Below are 19,739 nucleotides of genomic sequence, written 5' to 3' on the forward strand. Positions count from 1 at the left end.
CCGTGGAGGCACCTCGCACCACCACAACGGTTTCCAGGGGCCGTTTATGGGCAGCGCGCATCGCCGTGCTGATCATCCTGATCGCCGCGGTCTGGTTCACTCTGCACAATCGGGATCGTTTTCAGGAGTGGGCACGCTTCGGCTACCCGGCCATCTTCCTGATCAGCGCCCTGACCAATGCCACACTGATCCTCCCCCTCCCCGGCCTGGCCGTGACCACCCTGGCTGGGGGGATGTTCAACCCGTGGATCGTGGGCGTGGTGGCTGGGCTGGGCCAGGCCGTGGGAGAGCTCAGCGGCTACCTCGCCGGCTACGGCGGCCAGACCCTCGCGGAGGAGCTGCCTCATTATGAGCAGATCGCCCGTTGGATGCGCCGCTACGGTCCCGCTGTGATCTTCATCCTCGCCCTCGTGCCCAATCCCCTCTTCGATGTCGCCGGAATCGTGGCCGGCTCCACCCGCATGCCGTTGCTTTTCTTTTTCCTCCCCTGCGCAGCTGGAAAGATCCTCAAGAACCTGATCGCCGCCTGGGCAGGCTTCTACGGGATCGAGATGCTGCAACGGTGGTTCGGCGAATGATCCATCGAGGATCTTGGATGAATCGGAGGATCTCCAATCTGATGGTCTGGGGGCTGCCTGCTGTCTTCGTCTTGCTGGCCATGGCCCCCCTGATCCTCACCCCCGGGATCCTGATGCGGGGGGACGTGGCCCTGTATTTCTACCCCTACTGGGAAGTGGCCGCCCGGGCAACCCGCGAGGGCCGCCTCCCCCTGTGGAACCCGGATCTCTTCGCCGGTGTTCCATTCCTGGCCAATCCGCAGGTCGGCTTCTTCTATCCGCTCAATCGAGCCCTCTCATGGCTTCCCGTTCCCCTCGCCTGGAAGATCTCTATCCTTTTCCACACCCTCTGGGCCGCCTGGGGGATGTTCGGGCTGGCCCGGAGGTTGAGCAACCGGATCGCCGGGGCCGTCGCGGCGGCGGTGGCCTATGCCTTGGGGGGATACTTCCTAGCCCAGGCAGAGCACATCAATCAGTTCCAAGCTCTGGCCTGGCTGCCATGGATGGCATGGGCGTGGGCGGCAGGCCGGCCGGCCGGCGTGGGGCTGGCGGGAGCGATGCAGATCCTCTGCGGCCACGCCCAGACGGTCATGCTCTCCTGGGTAGCCCTCCTGATCTTCTTCGCGCCCTCCCCCGGAGAGCGCTCCACTCTGTCGGGATGGATCCAGGCGTGGAGAACCGGGGCGCTGGGCGGAGCGCTCGCGGTGGGCCTGAGCGCGATCCAGTGGCTCCCCAGCCTCCAGCTCGCCCAGGCTTCCATCCGGGCAGGCGGCCTTCCCCTGAATGAGGCCCTCTCGTTCTCCTTGTCGCCCGCGCTCCTCGGCCGGTCGTTGCTCCCCGGACGGGAGGCCCCCGCCTTCACGGAGTTCACCGCCTACGTGGGCGTCCTGGGGCTGCTGGCCATGACCGCAGGGATCGGCCGGCCGAGCTGGGGACGCTGGGAGATGATGGCCGGGGTGGGATGGCTCTTCGCCTTGGGCGCTTACAACCCGCTTTACGTGCTCCTCACCGGGCTCCTCCCTCCCCTGCGCGCCTTTCGGGTCCCGGCTCGGTGGCTGGCCCTCTGGGCCTTCGGGGCCGCCCTGGGGATCGGCGCTGGCTTCGATCGGGGGTTCGCGGGGCTCCCTCGCCAACGGCTCGCCCTCTGGGCTCTGGGCGTTCTTGCGCTGATGGGCCTTGCCCTCGCGGCCGCACCCATCCGCCCGCCCGGAATGACCGGCCCCCTGGGGCCAGCGGATCCCTCCCGGATGGCGCTCGGATTGGGCCTTCTCTTGGCCGGGTTCCTTCTGGCGAAGCCGCTCCCCCGGGGATTCTGGCTTGGGCTCTGGGCCGCCGAGCTCATCGGAGCAGCGTGGGGACTTCCCATAAACCGCCTGACCGCCCCCGAGGCATGGCTCGATCCCCGCCTCCCGGCGGTGGTGTTGCGGGATCTCCTGACCCAGGAAGGACCATGGGCCGGGCGAATCCTGAGCGTAGTGGATCTTCGTTTTGATCCAGGGGATCTCGGGGAATGGCGGAGCATCTTCCAGGGCCGGCTCTCATCCGAGGGCTTTGAAGAGTTCCTGATCGCCACGAAATACAAAGAAGCCCTGGTCGCCAACCTCCCGATGGCCTATGGCCTGCCGACGGTGGATGGCTACGATGGCGGGGTGCTCCCGTTACGGCGCTACATCGAGCTGGTCCGCCGCTTCGTCCCCGCCGATCGCCTGTTGATGGACGGGCGGCTATGGGAGACACTGCCCGCCCTTCCGGATCCCCGCTGGCTGCAGATCCTGGGGGTCCGCTGGATCATCATGGATCGCTTGCGCGATGAGTGGATCGAGGGCGTGTTTTACGATCGTAGCGTCGTGACGGATGCCTGCTCGCCGGAGCCCATCGAGGCGGGGCCCTTCCCTCCCTTTGAGGCCACCGAGCTGCGCCTGCGGATCTCCTCGCCGTTCCCGCCCCGAACCCCCCTGGGGATCGCGGAGCTCCAGACGATCGAAGGGGATATCCTCTCGCTTCCGGTGGAAACGGGGGAAGCCGGACGACCCGCTGTCGTCCGCTGGGCGGAGCCTCGCAGGATCCGCCATCTGATCCTGCATCCGGATCCTGGAAGCTGCGCGCAGGGCGGATGGCAGGTGGAAGGCGGTGCCCTGGTGGATGGCCGGACCGGCGCGTTTCAGGCGCTGGTCCTGAGCCCCGGCGGATCCTTCGCGCTGCGCTATGCCGGGGATGTCAAGATCTACGAGTTCCGGAAAAGCCCGCCTCGCCTTTACGGCGTGTGCGCCGCCGTGTTCGCCCAGAGCGAAGCGGAGGCCATGGCTCGCCTGACCGATCCCGCCTTCGATCCGTCCCAGATGGTGGTGATCGAAAAGGAAGCGGGTCAAGAGGATGCGGCGCCCCGCCCATGCAAGGTAGAAGTGCGATGGATCCGCTTTATGCCAGAGATCCGTGAAGCGGAGGTCCGTTTTGAGCAAGCAGGATGGCTGGTGCTGCTGGAATCCCGAGATCGGGGATGGCGAGCGTGGGTCGATGGACAGAAGGCTCCCATCCATCCGGCCAACGGGTTGTTTCAGGCGATCCAGATCCCAGCGGGCGTTCATCGGGTCCGCTGGGAATACCGACCGGGATCATGGCCGCTGGGAATCGCAACGACCGCCATCAGTCTGCTGATCGGGCTGGGGGCCTGGGGATGGCGCCGGGCGGGGCGCAGAAAGCCGCCTGGGAGGGAGGCCCGGGAGCCCCCGCGGATCCTCCGAACCGGAAGCGATCTGGCGCCCACCAGCCCCGTCGGGCCGATCATTCGTTGCGCTACAATAATAGAAGATAATAGAAAATATAAAAAATGGATCGAGAGCGGGTTCCCTGGCCTCCCGGGATCAGGGGGTTGCACCGATGCGATCCGCGAGAAGATGGCGGGCTGGGTCATGGCTCGGGCTGATCGCCGCCTTCGGGCTGAGCCTGCTGGGATGGCAGTGGCTCCTGAAGGTGCCCGTTCCGATCGTCGGGTTCTGGCTGGCGCTGATGGCGCTGTATGGCTTCCTCCTATTCCAGCTTTTCTATCCCCTCCTGGCCCCCACGACCGAAGGCGAACTGGGTGATCTGCGCCGAGCGTTCACGTATTTTCTCTTCGGGAGATTACAAACCCTGGGCGCTGTGGATGCCGGCCAGCCGCGGAATCCCTCTGAACCCCGAGCTGGGCCCGGGCTCTGGCTCCTGGATGCCCGGAGCGCCCTGGCGATCGAACGCGAGGGGCAGCTGACCCGGATCGCGGGGCCTGGCCTGGCCTGGCTCAGCAAGAGGGAACAGGTAGCCGCCTTCGTAGACCTTCGCCCCCAGGTGTTTCCTCGAGCCGACGCCTCCCCCCTTCAGATCCGCACGCAGGATGGGATCCCCTTGGATCTGGAGCTTCGCACCGCTGTCTCCTTCCTGGCTCAGAGAATCCCCCATGAATTGTCCCGACGCTCTCCGTATTTCCATCCTCCGAATTCGATCCGGTGGGCCATCACCCAGGCATTGCGAGCCGCTCGTGTCGATGAGGATCGCCTCCTCCAGTGGTTTGAGCTTCCCCATGAAATGGCGCGCAGAGAGCTGGCGATTCGGATAGGGAACTGGCTATTTGATCAGCTCTTCCTCTTTGATCAGCAAGGTCATGAAGGGAGGCCACCCGCCACGCCGCTGGCCCGACTGGCCGAGAGGATACGGGCGACCCTTCATCAAGATCTGATCCGAATGGGCATTCGACTGAATCGCCTGCGGGTCACTCTGAAAAAGGTGCCGGAGGAGGCGCTGCGCCAGCGGGTGGAGGTCTGGCGCAGCCAGTGGGCTGCCCGCCTGGCCCGGTGGATCAGCCTGGCGGAATCAGAGATGCTCATGGAATACGCCCGCGCTCGCCATGCCTCCCAGATGGAGATGCTGCAGGCGATCAACGAGGTGCTCGCCGCGTATCCAGAGGTCCCGCCTGATGTGATCCTCCTGCACTTCCTGGAGACCCTGGACGCCACCATCCGACAGAGCGGCTTAGCGCTTCCAGAGGAATTAAAGCAACTATGGGATTATCTGCGCGGCAAGGAGTCAGATGCCTCATGAGAGGCCATGCGCGGTCCGAAGCCCAGAGGATGATTGGCTCGCCAATGCAAGCTGCGCTGCTTCTGATGATCAGCATCTTCTGCTGCCTCCTGCCATCGGCGTTCTTTGTGGTATGGCGCGCCTCCCCCTCGATTCGCGAGCTCAGTCTGGGATTATTCCTGGGGCTGCTCATGGAGGCAGCGCTGCTCGCCTTCTTTACGATCCAGGCCGCCGCTTTCATGGAGCGGATGTATCGGATCGCCCGGGGCCATGCCATCGAATGGATCCTCCGCTCGCTGTTCCTTTCGGAATCGGAACTTCCAATCGGCGAGGTGCGAAACGGGGATCTGACGCCCGCCACCCAGGGTTCCGTCCTGGTTCGCGTGGGCGGACCGGGGACGCTGATCGTGCACGAGAGCAACCTGGTCCTGCTGGAACGGGGCGGCAGCTTCGCCCGCCTCATCGGTCCCGGCCGACGGCCTCTCCGTCGCTTCGAACGCCCTGCCCTGGTCCTGGATCTCCGGCCTCAATCCCGCCGGCGGCAGGTGAACGCTTGGACCCGCGATGGCTTGCCGGTTCGGAGCACGCTGTATTTGAGCTGCCGGTTGCACTGGCAACCGAACGAGCCAGGGAATGAGGCCCGCTTGATCCGCATGGCCTATCAGTTGGATACGGGATCCCGGGGGAAAGGCTACGGTATCGATTGGGCGGGGGAGCTGGCCGACGAGGCCCGCGTCCTGCTGGCCCGCCGCCTGGGGAAGCTCTGGTTCGATGAACTGTGGTCCCCTTACCTGGCGGCTCTGCATGCGTCTCCTTCCCATGGGCCGCGTGTCCTTGGGGAGTCCTCCCCGGATATGCAAACCCCGGAGCCTTGGGGGATTCCCGAACGTCCGCCTGAAGATGCTCCGATCCCGGCGCGCTGGGAGGAAATCCGCCAGGAGATTCGAGCAGAACTCGAACAATGGATCCGCGACCACAACTGGGAAGTCGAGATCCTGCATTTCGCCTTCGACCCGCCCGTCCCCTGGCCCGAGACGGAGCCGATGATCCGGGAGGCCTGGCTGGAGCACTGGCGGGTGCCATGGAGGGGATGGGCGGTGCATCTACGGTCCCGCGCGATGCGAGAACAGGTGCGCCAGCGGGAGCTGGCCCGCACCATGGGACAGCGCGAGCTCCTCGAGGCGATTGTCGCAGTGGTCCAGCAGGAACGGCCCCTGGAGGACCCCCAGCGGGGGCTACAACGGCTGCTGCTGCGTCTGGTGGAGCTGATGCGGCACTGGTCGCATCCCGATTCCGAGTTGCTGACGCCCACCGATTTGCTCGAGCTCGTCCATCATCTCCGGCGTATGATGCAGCGTCCCTCTCCCGAAGGAGGAAGCGATGCTCGAGGATCTCCGCCTCCTTTCCCAACTGATCCGGGCCTTGAATGAGGACCCCCATCCGGGCCTGAGGCGCCTGAGCGATCTGCTGAGCGAGACCTCGCCGGATCGAGGGGAGCTCCGCCGCCTGTGCCAGCTATTGATCTCCATCCCTGCGGAGGACTCCATCCGGCCGGGGGAAGCTTTCCGATGCCGCCTGGGCGCTCAGATGATTCAGATGGCGCTGGATCGGGAGGAGCCGTGGTTTTCGCCGCCTGCGGCCCAGCGGCAGCTCAGCGCATACGGCCGCGCCCTTCGCCTTCACGGAATGGCGCTTCCCGAGGCCCTAATCGCCTTGCTCGGGGCTCGATGGCTTCGGCCCCACGATCCGGCATGGGCTTTGGAAATGGCCCAGCGCGCGGAGCGCATCCTGGAGGATCTCAGCCGCGCGGCCACGCTCCAGGGGAGGCCCCATGCGGAACTGCACGACGCGATCCGGCAGGCCCGACAACTCATCCGGAAGATCCTGGCAGATTCCCCTCGCCTCCCCCCGGAGGAGACGGCGGGGGCTCCGGGGATGCGGCGGTCTGCGCCCGAGCTCACTCCATCCAGCTCCCCGGAAGAAAGGATCCCGGCCCTCGCGGGGCCGCTCCGCCCGGCGAAGCTCTTCCTAGTCTCGTTCACCTTGCTGCCAGACACCCATCCCCGGGCTGGCGATCTGCAGTTTCTGGACTCGCAGACAACCGCGCACCCGTCGGACGAAGCCGATGTCCTGATCGAAATGCTGGAGGTTGGCGGTCGAATTTATCAACTCTATGTGGAAAAGGACATGGAGCCCATCGTCCGCGTTCGCCCGGATCAGATCCTGGTGCTCCGCGTGGAGGGCGATAGCATGCGGGAGGCCGGTATCGGATCCGGGGACCTGATCCTAGCACAACGTGTTCCGGGCATGGAAGCACGGGATCCCTCGTTCTGGATTTCGCTACTCGGGCGGCTGGTACTGGCAGTGCTCGTGGAGCGGTATCAGATCGAGACGCACCAGGCCTTTTTGATCAAGCGGTTAACCCGTCGGGACAACCGGTGGTGGTTATGCCCGGAGAACCCCGATTTTGAGGAAATCCTGCTGGAGCCCGGCCTCCACGAGCTGCACCCGGTCCTCGCGATCCTGAAGCCGATCCCCTCGTGAAGGGAGCACCGTGCTTCGGAAGCCTGATATATGCTAAGATAACAGTGCCGCTGGAGAAGAGATCCCCCGTGCACCGTCCGGAATCGCAGCAGGACTTACGTTGTTGGGCTCCCGTTCAGGGAGACATGATAACCCCTTCCGCAAAGCCTCAGGGTGGAGCCCAACCGCGTGACTTCTGGAGGCGAGGAAGATCAAAGCGCCGTTCAGATCGTCTTGGGATCTGTTCAGAACGGGGGAAGGGGATGCCCTTTGATTCGATTCTGATCCCGGTGGAAGAAGTGGAGGCCGCTGCGACATTGCTCCCCCTGGCCCGAGCGCTGCTTTCCCAGGGGAGCGGGGAAATCCTATTGCTGGGCCTGGTTCCCCTCCCTTCTGATGTTTCCCTCAGCCACGGCACAGCAGCGGCGCGGGCGCTCCGCCAGCGCCTGATGGCCCTCGCGGCAGCCCATCCGGAACTCCCCCTTCGCGTCCGCCCGCGCATTCGCGTCTCCTACGTGCCATGGGAGGAGGTATTGCACTTCCTGCAATCGAACCGTGTTTCTCTCATGCTCCTTCCCTGGGATGGAAATCCGGAGGGATGGATGCTGGGGGTCCCTCTCTCCCGGGTGCTTCAGGAAGCGCCTTGCGACCTTCTGCTGGCCCGGGGCTCGATCGAGACCCCCTGGCGGCGGATCCTGCTGCCGGTGCGGGGCGGCCCCTACACCCAGCTGGCCCTGGAAGTAGCCCTCACCCTGGCCGAAGCATGGGATGGCCAGGTGACCCTGCTCCACGCGGCCTCGGAAGCCCGACGGATCGCTGCGGCGTTCCGCCCGCTCGCCCGGCAGTTCCCCCGCATCGCCCGGCAGATGGTCGCCCACGGCGAGGTCGCCCAGGCCGTTCTGGAGGCGCTTCCGCACCACGATGGGATCGTGATGGGCGCCTCCACCCGGCCAGGGGGCGGCGGACCCCAGCCCCTAGGCCCTCTGGCCCGAGCCCTGGCGGAAGCGGCATCGAAGCCGCTGATCCTGGTGAAAGCTGCTCGAGCCTTCCTCCCCGGGCAACCCCGTCCACGGGGAGCGCCAGCCCAGCTTCCCATCTCCGTTCTGGTCGACAAGTGGTTCGCAGAGAACACCTTCGATGCGGAGGAGTTTAGCGACCTCCATGAGCTGGTGGCCCTGAAACGGACCCAGGGGGTGACCATCAGCTTAGGACTGCCTACCCTCAACGAGGAAGCGACCATCAGTTCGATCCTCGCCATCGCCCGGGAGACCATGATGGAGCGCTATCCCCTCCTAGATGAAATCGTGGTGATCGATAGCGCCTCGACCGATCGCACTCGGGAGATCGCCCGGGCGATGGGGTTCCCGGTCTACACCCATCCCGAAGTCCTCCCCGAGGTGGGATCCTACCGCGGGAAGGGGGAGGCATTGTGGAAGAGCCTGTATCTCTTAAAGGGGGATATCATCGTCTGGACAGACACCGACATCACCAATTACCATCCCCGCTTCATCTATGGGTTGATCGGCCCACTCCTGCGCTCGCCCCGTATCGGCCTGGTGAAGGGCTTCTACCGGCGGCCCATCCGGATCGGTGAGAAGCTGCAGGCCGGAGGCGGAGGGCGGGTGACGGAACTGGTGGCGCGACCGCTGATCAACCTGTTCTTCCCTGAGCTTTCCGGCCTGATCCAGCCTCTCTCCGGAGAATACGCGGGCCGGCGGGAAGTGTTGGAGCAGGTGCCGTTTTTCACCGGCTACGGCGTGGAGATCGGCCTGCTCATCGACATCCTGGAGCGCTTTGGCCTCTGGTCCATCGCCCAGGTGGATCTCCAGGAGCGGATCCATCGCAATCAGGATCTGGAGGCCCTGTCCAAGATGTCCTTCGCTATCATCCAGGTGGTGATCCGCCGCCTGGAAGATCGGCACAAGATCCAGCTGCTGGAGGAGGTCAACCGCTCCATGAAGCTGATCCGCCACGAGCCGGGCCGATACTATCTGGAGGTGGAGGAAATCGGGGACGCCGAGCGACCGCCGATGATCACCATCCCGGCCTATCGGGAGAAATTCCGGAAGGCGGAGCGGGCGATCGTTTCCCCTTGAGCCCTGCCCCATCGGGGCATTCTCCCCACGCGGCTTCGCCGCTGGGTGAAAACCCACTGCTCGGGGGAGGACCGGCATATGGAAAACGGGTTGCGCTTTGGGACCGTGGGCAGCCCGCTGTCAACCCCACCACGGCCAGGAGGCACCGTGGGGGGACTTCAGCGCATCCACGAGCTGGGTCTGGAGGCTCTGGAGCTGGCCTGGGTGCGCAGCGTGCGGGTCTCGGAGGCAACTTGCCGTCAGATCCGGGAGACAGCAGAGGCCCTGGGGATCGCCCTCAGCGTCCACGCCCCGTATTTCATCAACCTCAACGCCCAGGACCGGGCCGGCTATCGAGCGAGTCGGGAGCGCCTGATGGCCGCGGCCCGGGCAGGCTATCAGGCCGGCGCCCGAGACATCGTGTTCCATCCCGGCGCGTATCAGGGCGCACGGCCGGAGCGGGCTTATGAGACGGTGCGCCGGCGCCTGCAGGAGATCGTAGAGGAGCTCCGCGAAGAGGGTGTGGAGGTCATCCTGCGTCCTGAGACCATGGGGAAATCCGCCCTCTTCGGCACTCTGGATGAAGTGATCCAGCTCTCCCGGGATATCCCGGGGGTGCTTCCCTGCATCGATTTCGCTCACCTGCATGCGCGGGCGGGGGATGGATCCTTCAATTCCTATGAGGAATTTATGGATGCGCTGCGCCGGGTGGCAGCCGGATTAGGCCCCCGTGGCCTCCAGGAGCTCCACATCCACGTCTCCGGCATCGCCTACACTCGGAAAGGGGAGCGTCACCATCTGAACCTTCAAGAGGCCGATCTCCGCTATGAGGAATTGTTGCAGGCGCTGATCGATACGGGCGCCCGGGGGCGGGTTCTCTGCGAGAGCCCGAACCTGGAGGAGGATGCGCTGCGGCTGCAGGGGACATATCGGCGCCTTCTCGCCGGAAGGGGATGAAAAGAATGAGGGGGGCAGCTTTACGGCCCCCCTCGCTCTGTAGAACGCGTGCCGGGCGACCCATGGTTATTTGAGCGTCATCAGGAACGCTATCAGATCCGCCAAATCCTGGGCAGACATCTGATTGCCCAGGGTGGCCGGCATCTTGGAGACACCGGGGGCGGCAGCGTATTTATCCGGCTCCACGATATAGGCATTCGGCTGCTGGATGGACTCGCGGATATATTCCTCGGGTGTCTTCGCCTGGCCCTTGTAATCCGGCGCCCGGATCCGCTCTGCAGCCCGGGTGGCGATCCCCGCTAAGGAGGGGCCGACCAGAACCTCGCCCGGCTTCAGACTGTGGCACGCCTTACAGGAAGCGGCTACGCCGCTGGCCAGCTTGACCTCCTGATTCCACAGGGCCTCGCCCCGCTTGGGATCTCCTGGCGGCAGCGGCTTTGTGAGATCTGTCCCCACGGCTTCGAAAGCGGGCGTGGGGGTGGGCGCCGGCCCAGCTGCCTGCCAGTTCAGGATGAACTCCACCAGGCTATCGATCTGATCCGGCCGCAAGGGCCCGCCGAAATCCTGGGACCAGGTAGGCATCGCTTCCGCGTAGGTCTCATTCGCTCGATAGGTGCTGCGGATCGGACGCCCGGCAGCGATGGTCAGCTTGATGAAGTTACGTAGGGAGTTGGCATAGTTCTGGTTCTGTTTGAGCGCTTCATAATGCTGGAACACGCCGGGGTTCAGATCGGGCCCTTTCCCCGGGACCCCTTCTCCATCTGGGCCGTGACAGGTACTGCAATACTGCTCATAAAGCAACGCCCCGTTCTCGATCGCCTTCGCCTTATGCATGGCCTCGAAACGGGCCATGCGCTGCTCCTCCGTGAGCCAGACCATGCCAATGGTGATCACTGTAGCCAGCGTCAGGATCGTCGCGCCGATGATCCGTCGAGTCGCTAAATCGAACATCGATCCCCTCCGCTTAGGTCGGCTGCGCTCTACCCTGGCTCACTCCCCACCGTAGCCGCCATCCCGATGGAGATAGATCGCCCGCTTGGACTCTTCCATAACTGGTTTCCCTTCAGGATCCAGAACGGGCTGGCCGTTCTTCATCCGGGCCCAGCGGATGGTGATCTCGAACCGCTTCAAACCGGGCTGGGCCTCACTGATGCGCACGACGGCATAGCCCTGAGGCAGGTGCGGATCGGTCTCGATGCGGCGCTTCAACTCCTCCAGCACCCGGGCCAGCTTCGGCGCATCTGCCGGCAGCTGAAGATTGCGGGTGTCATAGGTCCCGGGAATCAACTGCTCATAGGGAATGGTGCGCACTCGACCCTCGCCGTACAGCGGGTCCGGATTCAGAGGCATGAACTCCTGGAGCACCTCCACATCCGCCGAGGAGGTGACCGCGAAGGCCGGCGTGCCCATATAGGTGAGCAGCGTCCATGCGGCCACCCCAACCAGGCCGGCCACCAGGGCCTTGCGTCGATGGGAATAGCGCCGGCTGATGTTAAAGTCCAGATAGGGCATGATCAGCAGGAAAAGCAAGATCAACCCGGGCAGGATCACGCCCATGAACGTCTTGCTGTTATAAATCGTGGAAGGTGGACGGGGCAGACCCAGGCGATCCAGCGCCAGCAGGAAGGGATCTTTCAGCAATCCCTGGAGCCAGAGGAAATACCAGGGTGCAGTGGTGTGCAGCGGCGTGTTCAACGGATCGGCGTGCTGCTCCAGGGGCGCATCATAGAAGAAGGCAGCTCCAATGACCAGGAAGGCGATAAGGGCGATCCCCCACAGCGCCTCCTGGATGGCGATGTCCGGGATATAGGGCACCCGCTTCTCCGGCGGGACCTTACGGGCCGTGTCATCGCCCACCGCCTCCATCTCTGGCGGCAACGAGAGGCCATGGCGCACCACCTTGTAGTAGTGCACAAAGAAGACAAAGAACAGCAACAGGGGCAGGAAGATTACATGGAGCAGATAGAACCGCAACAGACCGGCCGCGCCGATGTCGGGCGCCCCGCGCAGGATCAAGTTGACGATCCGCCCCAGCGCCGGCGGCGGCGTGGCTTCGGCCATGCTCGTCCCAATGGTCACCGCCCAGTAGGACAGCTGATCCCACGGCAGCAGGTATCCGCTGAATGAGAGGAAGAGAGTGAAGACCAGCAGGATCACCCCGGTAGCCCAGGTGAACTGGCGGGGGCGCTTATAGGAGGCGGTGAAAAACGTGCGCAGCATGTGTAGCATCACCGCCACCACCATCGCCTCCGCCCCCAGCCGGTGAACATCCCGAATCAGCTGGCCGAAAGGGACATTGTTCAGAATCCGGAGCATGTTTTCGTAGGCCACCAGGGGTGAGGGCGTGTAGAAGATCATCAGAAAGATGCCAGTGATGGTCTCGATCAAGAAAAGGTAAAAACTCAACAGCCCCAGCCGGAAGGTAGGGTAGAGCCGGGTCACCGCTTCATGATAGAACGAAGGCTTGATATGGAGGATAAAGCCCTCCGTATGGGGCTTCACCCGTGGGTTAGGGCGGGGCGGAGGCTCGCCCCGGATGATGTTGCGCACCTCGGTGAGCGGGATGCCCGCGGTCACCCGGGTGACCAGCTCGTCCAGGTGCATAAAGATCACCCGGCGCCATCCGTATTGCTGAACCTCTTTCTGCAGGGTGGGAATCGGTTCGGGCCACCGCAATGCCATCGGATCTCCTCCTCGCCGCTCCGGAAGATCGCCTGAAGGGCAAAGAAACCATCAGGGCCCAGAAAAGGCCCTAAGCCTGCTTCCTCTCCGCCGGCTTGCCCAGGATCTTCCGCCCGGTGTCCACCTCGATGATCAGGTTCGGATCGGGAACCGGCAACGGATCACCCTGGGGATCCGTTTGGGCCACAACGCGCCCGCTGGCATCCTTCAGATAAATCACAAAGCGATCCAGGTTCCGTGGGGCCGGCCCCTCAATGTAGGTCCCGTCCAACTGGAACTTGGAGCCATGGCACGGGCACTCGAAGCGGAAGTTGCTGGGGACCCACTTGTAAAGGCAACCCAGATGGGTGCACACTTTATAGATGGCTAAGATCCCTTTCTCCGTATGGACCAGCCAGATCTTGGCCTCCGGGAATTCCTTCGGGCCCTCACCGACCTTGGGCAGCACATCCCCAGCCCGCCCGAAGGGGAAGATCCCGCCGAACTCCCCCACCTTGAAGCGGGGAAGAGCGAAGAGCACGCTTAAACCGCCCAGCTCCGCCATGAAGAGGGCCATGGAGGCCGCCCAGACGTAGGTGAGAAACTCCCGCCGGGTGATGCCCGGCACTGCCGCTGTCGGAATCGCCTGTGCCTCCGCCATCTCTCCCTCCTATGATCGTTCCAGCTCATCAATCGGGATGGCCCCAGCGCTCGACCCTCCGAGATGGCGCCCCCCTCGGACCATCACCCAATTCCGCGGGGCCCTCCGGCTTGCCGTATGCAGAACCAGCGACGGCCGCACCGGCAAATTGAGGGTCAAACAGGCTAGCCCCAATCGCCCCATCCTCCTGCAGAACGCTCCTCCAACCGACTCGTGCTAACTATAACATAAGGCCTGCCAGGGCGTCAATCACCGCTGACGAAAATCCGCAATTGAGCTCCAATTAGGACGGGTGAGGGGCCACGCTGGCGTGGTCTGGCCTCCCTCGGATTCCCTTTCGGGGACCCCATGGTGCTCTTGCGGGTGGTCCAACGGGGTACGGGGGAACGCCCGCATGGGGTTCCCGTTATGAACCCGAGGGGCGAAGGATGCCGCCCTCGGCGCTCTGGATCCATGCGGCCAGCGCTTTCAACAGCAACGTTCCGTAACTTCCAGGAGGCAACTCAAAAACCAGGGTGGCTTCGCGCCTCTCCGGTTGGAGATCCTGAAGGTAGAGAACCCGCGGCCGGCACCAGGCGGGCCGTCGGGTCGGCGGAGGCGCATCCTCCAGCAGCGTTCCCTTCCGGAAATGAGAGAGGGTTAGCCCTTCCTCCGCCAGCGCCGCGGCCATCGCCTCGGACCATGGAGATTCATATCGGGCCTGCCGATGGGGCAACTCCACGGTTGCTTCGATAGCCGAGGGCGGTTCCAGGAGCACCGGGAATCGTTCTCCCCGGATCCCCACCTCAAAATGGGGGAGCGATATCCATGCCCACCGGAGCGCCATGTTCCAGATCCAGGCCCGATAGGCATCCACCCATAAGGCCCGGAGGCGCGCAGGGATGCGTCGCACTGCGCCCCGCCAGTCCGTCGGATGATCCTTGAGAAAGGTGAGCACGCTTCGATAATTGGACGGGCGGGGCGCTCGCTCCTGCATCGCCGCCCAGTTCCCCCACCAGGCCCGGGCTTCGGCTTTGAAAGCCCGCACCCCTGGCGGATCGCCCACCATCGGCACCGTCAGATAGATCTGGAGGACCTCCTCCGCCTGGCCCAGGAGGAGCGGGCGGCCGATAAAGCCCGCCTCCGGGCTCCACGATCCGAAGCGTTGATCATCGAAATAATTGGGAAAACCACGGATCGCCAGGGCAGCCACTGCCACCGGCAGCTGCTCGATCTCGCGCCCTTCCAGCTCCCGGAGCCGCACCACAAACCGGTTCCCCCGCAGATCCCGGGGGCCCAGCGGGCGATCCGTCTCACCGATCCGAACCGCCTCAAAGCCGCGGCCTTGAACCCGATTGGGCCCCCGGCCCCGCACGGTGGCCATCTGAACCGCGACAGCCTCCCGATCCTTCAGGGCTGGGAAGATCACCGCCCGCTGGGGGACGCCCAGCCGCGCGGCCAGCTCCGCCTGGACCTCCAGCGTGGTGCGCCCCTGCTTGCGCACTCGATACAGGACATATGGACCCCCGGGCCGAAGGGGGAGATCCACGAGCTCTTCAACCTGAAAATCTTCGGGGCGGGCTTTCCAGCGCACACCTGTTTCCGCAGACGAAGGGATTGCGCCACCGGGAGGCCCAAACCGCTCCTTCCTCCTCCGCCTTTGGGCCGCAAGGGAACAATCCCACCCGCCAGCCAGGAAGCAGCCAGCGGCCCGCTACCGGACGAGGCAGTGCCCCAACGAAATCAGGCCGCGACCCGATCGAGCAGCCCCGCTTTATTTTCCGACCGAGGTCACCTCCACCGGCCCGATGCGCTTGCCCTTGAGGACCGCGCGCACGGCGTCGGCGAAGCGGTTCAGCGTCTCGTCCACCACTTCCGGGGCATGGGCGGCGCATGTGAACCACGGCTCCCGGGGATCCACCTCAAACATCACACCGCGCTCATAACATGCCAGGCCGATCTCGGAATACAGCTCGATATCGCTACGCATGGTATCCCGGTGATCCCGCGGGGTTCCTTCGAAATTCAACAGGAAGCTGAACATATTCGGATGGCCGGAGACCGCATGGGGGATGCCCGCTTCGGCGAGGATGTCGCTGATCCCTTTCATCAGCCGCTCGCCTGCCTGGGCAGCCCGCTCCAGCGCATCCGTCGTCTCCAGGATCTCCAGGGTAGCATCTGCGGCGGCGGTGCCCACAACATTCCCGTTATATGTGCCGGCATGGGCGACCGCGCCCGGCTCGATAGTCATCATGATCTCCCGCCGGCCGCCGATCGCGGCGATGGGAAAGCCGTTCCCCATCGCCTTGGCGTAAGTGACCAGGTCCGCTCGCACGCCGAAGAACTCCTGCGCCCCACCTCGAGCGATGCGGAAACCGGTCTTGACCTCATCGAAGATGAGGACGATACCGTATTCATCGCAGAGGCGCCGCAGGAAGGGGAGAAACTCCGGGTGGGGCATGATCGCCGCGCTGTTGCCCAGCATGGGCTCCACGATGATCGCGGCGATATCCCCCCACTTCGCCCTCACCGTCCGCTCGACGGCCTCGCAATCGTTGAAGGGGAGCGTGATGACCAGATCAGCGATCGCCCGCGGGATGCCCGAGCTGGCCACCACGGGAATGGGATGACGACGGCTGCCCATCGCCTGCCGGAGAGCCATGGCGGTGGAGAAGAGCAGGTAATCGTGGTGGCCGTGATACTGTCCCTCGAACTTGATGACCTTTTCCCGACCTGTGTAAGCCCGGGCAATCCGCAGGGCGTGCATGGTGGCTTCCGTCCCGGAATTCGAGAAGCGCACCATATCCACGCCGGTCATGCGGATGATCCGCTCCGCCGCGCGAATCTCCCATTCGGTGGTGGCCGCGAAGATCACGCCGTCGCGGATCGCCTCGCTCACCCGCTCCACCACCCCAGGGTGGCCATGGCCTAGGATCACCGGGCCATAGCCCAGGCGATAATCAATGTAGCGATTGCCGTCCAGGTCATAGATGTAGGGACCTTCGCCGCGGCTGATCACGATGGTCTGATCATCGCCCCAGTAGCGGAAATTCGAGGTGACCCCCCAAGGCATCACCTCTTTGGCATGACGGAAACGCTCGCGGGTTTTCGGCCAGTGGCGCATGGCGGCCTCCTCATACAGGTTTGCGGATTAATCCCCTTCCTCAAAGATCTCAATGCCCCTTCGCGCCAACTCCTCGAAGAATCGCTCGGGCGGGATCGCCCGTTCCGGCGGCACCACGCCCCGCGCGGCGATCTCGCCGCGGGCGATCATCTGGGCCGCAACGCTCAGGGGCACGCCGATGTTCCGGTAATAGGCGGCCTCTCCACCCCACACGTCCTGGGGGGGATGGCGGTTGCGCAACCTCACGGTGCGCGGACGTCCATCCTTTCGACCATGGACTTCCACCACGAGCCCATAGGCCCAGACAGGGTTCGACCGGCAGGCGGGGAGCGCGAGCAGAAGACGAGCAATCAGCTCAATGGCAGGATATGTGCAGTCCTCCACGGGAATTGGGGTGGAAGAGAGGGCTCCTATCTCATAGAGGGCGCGCATCGCCTGCATCACGTGGGGCGGGAAACACCCCCGAACCGCCGCCCGGCGGAGGCCGGGAAACGAGCGGGGCAAGGTTCGGGCCTCGTCATGGGGCACGTAATACACGGTTTGCTCCCCGATCTGTTCGTGAAAGCGGACCCGTTTCTCCCCAGAGAATGGCAGAGCCGGCCGCCAGGCCCCATCTTCCCAGTAAACCATCGCGCGTTCTGGCTCCTCTGGGTTGAACTCCCATAGGGTGGTGCGCAGCAGGCCCGGGGAAGGGGCCAAGCACCGGAACGCGGCGAAAGCGATCTCAATCGCTTCCACCTGGTCCAGATGGCGCGCCCCATGGGCGGCCATCACGTTCGTGGTCCCCGGCGTCGCGCCCACACCAGGGATAAACACCATATCCTTGGAGCGAGCCTGCTCGTCCAGCTCGAATTGCGCCTCATCGAAGGCCAGATCCACCCCACTGACCCCGGCCTCCACGCATGCCTGCGTCACCAGGACGTCGTAGGCGAAGGGGAGGCCATTCATTACCACATCGAAACCGCGGATCTGGCGGACGAGGGCTTCTTCATCTCGGACGTCAAGGGGGATCACCCGAAGGCGCGGGTCGCCGATCTCGCGGGCGAGGCGCTCCGCCTTCTCGAGATCGATATCTGCGATCACGATCTCGCGGAAGAGGCTGCCGAACTGACACAGATCGCGGGTGGCCTCCCGAGCCACCGCCCCCGCTCCACCCAGGGCCAGTATCCGCATGGCGTCCTCCTGAAGGGGAAGAATGGAACCAGTGTCTGCATAGCTGGATCGGCTCCCGGAGAGGGTCCCGCTGGAAGGATGCCGGACGTCCGCCGCATGCCGCTCTGCCCGGCCGAATCCGGGGAACCATCAATGCCGGAGGCTCGACAACATGAGGGGAACAGCCGTCAGCAATCCGCCGTCGCCCAGATGGTCCAGAGGTGGCAACGGCGCATCCACGGCACAGCCCGGAAGAGATCTCGCCGGGCGATCTGAAAGGACCATTTCCTGGAACTACCCATCTGCATCCTGGTCCCTCAGGATGGGGCCCATCGATCTCATTATACCATACCCCTCCCTCATGGAGAGGGGAGCCGAGGGGTTCAGTCCGAGAACCCCTCCGCGGCTCCGTCCAGCGGTGGCAGGTCGGCCAGGGAGCGCAACCCGAAATGCTGCAGGAAGAGCATGGTGGTCCCATATCGGATCGGGCGGCCAGGACCCTCCGCCCGGCCCACCTCCTCGATCAGGCCCCTCGCCAGCAAGGTCCGCAGCACTCCCTCACAGTTCACGCCCCGGATCGCTTCGATCTCCGCCCGGGTGATGGGTTGCCGATAGGCGATGATAGCCAGCGTCTCCAGGGCGGCGGTTGAGAGGCGGGGGCCTCTGTGGAGGCCCAGGAAGCGCCGCACATCCTCGGCCGCCTCCGGGGCCGCCACCAGCTGCACCTGATCCCGATGGCGCTGCAGCCGGAGCCCTCGCTCCTTGAGGCGCTCCTGGAGGAGGTTTAACGCCTCCTCGATGGCCTCCGGAGGAACCTCCAGGGCGCGGGCGAGCTGGGCGATGGTGGGCGGCTCCTCTGCCACAAAGAGCAACGCCTCCACCCGCGCGTCCAGCGGAAGATGACCGTTTGGCAGAAGAGATATCAGGAACGGCGCCTTGACTTCGGACATGGAGTCGCCTTCGACGGATCCGCCACAGGGGTATAGGGACCGCGTTGCGCTCCGACCTCTCCTCAGTATAACGCATCTCGAGGAAAGCCCTATCTCATTGCCGGCGAAGCGAGCGGCTCCCCTCTTGTGGAGCGAGGACCACAGGCGGCTCGGCGTCCGAATCCGGTTCGAGATAGACGCTGTTATCCATCCCCAAAAACAGAGGGAGCCTCCATCAGGAGGCTCCCTCTGCCTGACACGGGAGAGCGGACACCGTGGTTATTCGGACAGGCGGACGACTTGCTCGGCCTGGAGACCCTTGGGCGTTTCGCGGATCGTGAACTCCACCCGCTCGCCTTCCTCGAGGTTACGGAACCCCTGGCCGACGATGGCAGTGTAGTGGACGAAAACGTCCCGGTCCCCTTCGTCCGGCCGGATGAAGCCATACCCCTTCGTCCGGTTGAACCAGCGGACGGTGCCCTTGACACGCTGACCAGCCATTGCTCCAACTCCTCACAAAAGATTTTGAAGCCCGCAAGGGGCGGACTTCCATTCCCCTTGGATGGAACGATCCTACCGGACGAAGGGGATGCCCAGGCCTAAAACAAAAAAGCCGTCGGGCGAGTCCTGCGTTGACCCGACGGCCAAACTTTCAGAACATCCCCCTCACGCTCCGGTTACTCGTTCCGGAAACTATCATAACCGAAATATCGATTTTGTCAAGTGGGCGCCCTGGCCATCCGGGCTTATCGATGCTATGGTACCAAGAGCCATTCCAGACCGCGGTCGGGGCGTGCGGCGGCTGGGGGTGATCGAGGGAACGGGGCGCCACGTGCTGATGCGGCGGATGAAGCGCATCGGGGGCTGCTGGAGCCGGCAAGGTGCGGATCAAATGGCGCGGGTGTTGGCGGCGAAGGCCAACGGGGAGCCCGAGGCGGTGCTGCAGCAGGTGCGCCCGCGCGATGTGGCGCGCTGCGCCGTGCTGGTACCGGAGCGGCCGGTTCGGCCCTGCACGGCGGAGGAACGCCGGGACCTGGAGGCGTGGTTGCGGCGGGCCCGTGTGCCGGCGCT

At 64.5% G+C, this 19,739-nt stretch carries 15 protein-coding genes and 1 pseudogene; 8 read left to right on the plus strand and 8 right to left on the minus strand.

The window, feature by feature from the left end; translation table 11 throughout:
• Positions 1-2 precede the first annotated feature (2 nt).
• The 7 genes from ACFMO3_RS05580 (at position 3) to ACFMO3_RS05610 (ending at position 10,162) form a co-directional block, all read left to right on the plus strand.
• Positions 3-578: a VTT domain-containing protein gene (locus ACFMO3_RS05580; protein ID WP_376789448.1), complete on the plus strand. Its 576-nt coding sequence runs from the start codon at positions 3-5 to the stop codon at positions 576-578.
• Positions 579-595: 17 nt separating this feature from the next.
• A complete protein-coding gene (locus ACFMO3_RS05585; protein WP_376789449.1) occupies positions 596-3,640 on the plus strand; it encodes a hypothetical protein in 3,045 nt (1,014 codons plus the stop codon).
• Entirely contained in the window at positions 3,528-4,628 is a 1,101-nt protein-coding gene (locus ACFMO3_RS05590) for a hypothetical protein (RefSeq protein WP_376789450.1), read from the plus strand. The genes ACFMO3_RS05585 and ACFMO3_RS05590 overlap by 113 nt, the downstream gene beginning before the upstream one ends.
• Positions 4,629-4,672: 44 nt before the next feature.
• The gene (locus ACFMO3_RS05595) at positions 4,673-6,037 is read left to right on the plus strand and encodes a hypothetical protein (protein WP_376789451.1); all 1,365 of its coding nucleotides are present in this window, start codon (positions 4,673-4,675) and stop codon (positions 6,035-6,037) included.
• Positions 5,988-7,151, plus strand: a complete 1,164-nt coding sequence (locus ACFMO3_RS05600; RefSeq protein ID WP_376789452.1) for a LexA family protein — start codon at positions 5,988-5,990, stop codon at positions 7,149-7,151. Before ACFMO3_RS05595 ends, ACFMO3_RS05600 begins: the two co-directional genes overlap by 50 nt.
• Positions 7,152-7,393: 242 nt before the next feature.
• Positions 7,394-9,226, plus strand: coding sequence for a glucosyl-3-phosphoglycerate synthase (locus ACFMO3_RS05605; RefSeq protein WP_376789453.1), 1,833 nt, complete (start codon positions 7,394-7,396; stop codon positions 9,224-9,226).
• A 147-nt stretch (positions 9,227-9,373) separates the two neighbouring features.
• On the plus strand, positions 9,374-10,162 hold the full coding sequence (locus ACFMO3_RS05610) for a TIM barrel protein (protein ID WP_376789454.1): 789 nt from the start codon (positions 9,374-9,376) through the stop codon (positions 10,160-10,162).
• Positions 10,163-10,228: 66 nt separating this feature from the next.
• Here ACFMO3_RS05610 and ACFMO3_RS05615 read toward each other — a convergent pair whose 3' ends face one another.
• The 8 genes from ACFMO3_RS05615 to ACFMO3_RS05650 all read right to left on the minus strand — a co-directional run bounded on the left by ACFMO3_RS05615 (position 10,229) and on the right by ACFMO3_RS05650 (position 19,169).
• Positions 10,229-11,113, minus strand: coding sequence for a c-type cytochrome (locus ACFMO3_RS05615; RefSeq protein WP_376789455.1), 885 nt, complete (start codon positions 11,111-11,113; stop codon positions 10,229-10,231).
• 39 nt (positions 11,114-11,152) lie between these two features.
• Positions 11,153-12,844, minus strand: coding sequence for a cytochrome bc complex cytochrome b subunit (locus ACFMO3_RS05620; RefSeq protein ID WP_376789456.1), 1,692 nt, complete (start codon positions 12,842-12,844; stop codon positions 11,153-11,155).
• A gap of 70 nt (positions 12,845-12,914) precedes the next feature.
• Positions 12,915-13,484 (minus strand): ubiquinol-cytochrome c reductase iron-sulfur subunit, encoded by a 570-nt coding sequence (locus ACFMO3_RS05625; protein WP_376789457.1) that lies wholly within the window; start codon positions 13,482-13,484, stop codon positions 12,915-12,917.
• A gap of 406 nt (positions 13,485-13,890) precedes the next feature.
• A complete protein-coding gene (gene truD, locus ACFMO3_RS05630) occupies positions 13,891-15,159 on the minus strand; it encodes a tRNA pseudouridine(13) synthase TruD (RefSeq protein WP_376789462.1) in 1,269 nt (422 codons plus the stop codon).
• 78 nt (positions 15,160-15,237) lie between these two features.
• Positions 15,238-16,587 carry a guanitoxin biosynthesis PLP-dependent transaminase GntE gene (gntE, locus tag ACFMO3_RS05635; protein ID WP_376789458.1) on the minus strand — a complete coding sequence of 450 codons (1,350 nt, stop codon included), beginning with the start codon at positions 16,585-16,587 and terminating at the stop codon, positions 15,238-15,240.
• A gap of 27 nt (positions 16,588-16,614) precedes the next feature.
• Positions 16,615-17,760, minus strand: a complete 1,146-nt coding sequence (locus ACFMO3_RS05640; RefSeq protein WP_376789459.1) for a saccharopine dehydrogenase family protein — start codon at positions 17,758-17,760, stop codon at positions 16,615-16,617.
• A 362-nt stretch (positions 17,761-18,122) separates the two neighbouring features.
• Entirely contained in the window at positions 18,123-18,689 is a 567-nt protein-coding gene (gene scpB, locus ACFMO3_RS05645; protein WP_376789460.1) for an SMC-Scp complex subunit ScpB, read from the minus strand.
• Positions 18,690-18,947: 258 nt separating this feature from the next.
• Positions 18,948-19,169 (minus strand): cold-shock protein, encoded by a 222-nt coding sequence (locus tag ACFMO3_RS05650; RefSeq protein ID WP_088571520.1) that lies wholly within the window; start codon positions 19,167-19,169, stop codon positions 18,948-18,950.
• A 307-nt stretch (positions 19,170-19,476) separates the two neighbouring features.
• On the opposite strand from ACFMO3_RS05650, the pseudogene ACFMO3_RS05655 reads away from it, so the two are divergent.
• Positions 19,477-19,739: pseudogene (locus ACFMO3_RS05655) on the plus strand (hypothetical protein); the annotation flags it as partial.

Origin of the sequence: Thermoflexus sp., assembly GCF_042408815.1 — a bacterium.
GTDB lineage: Bacteria > Chloroflexota > Anaerolineae > Thermoflexales > Thermoflexaceae > Thermoflexus.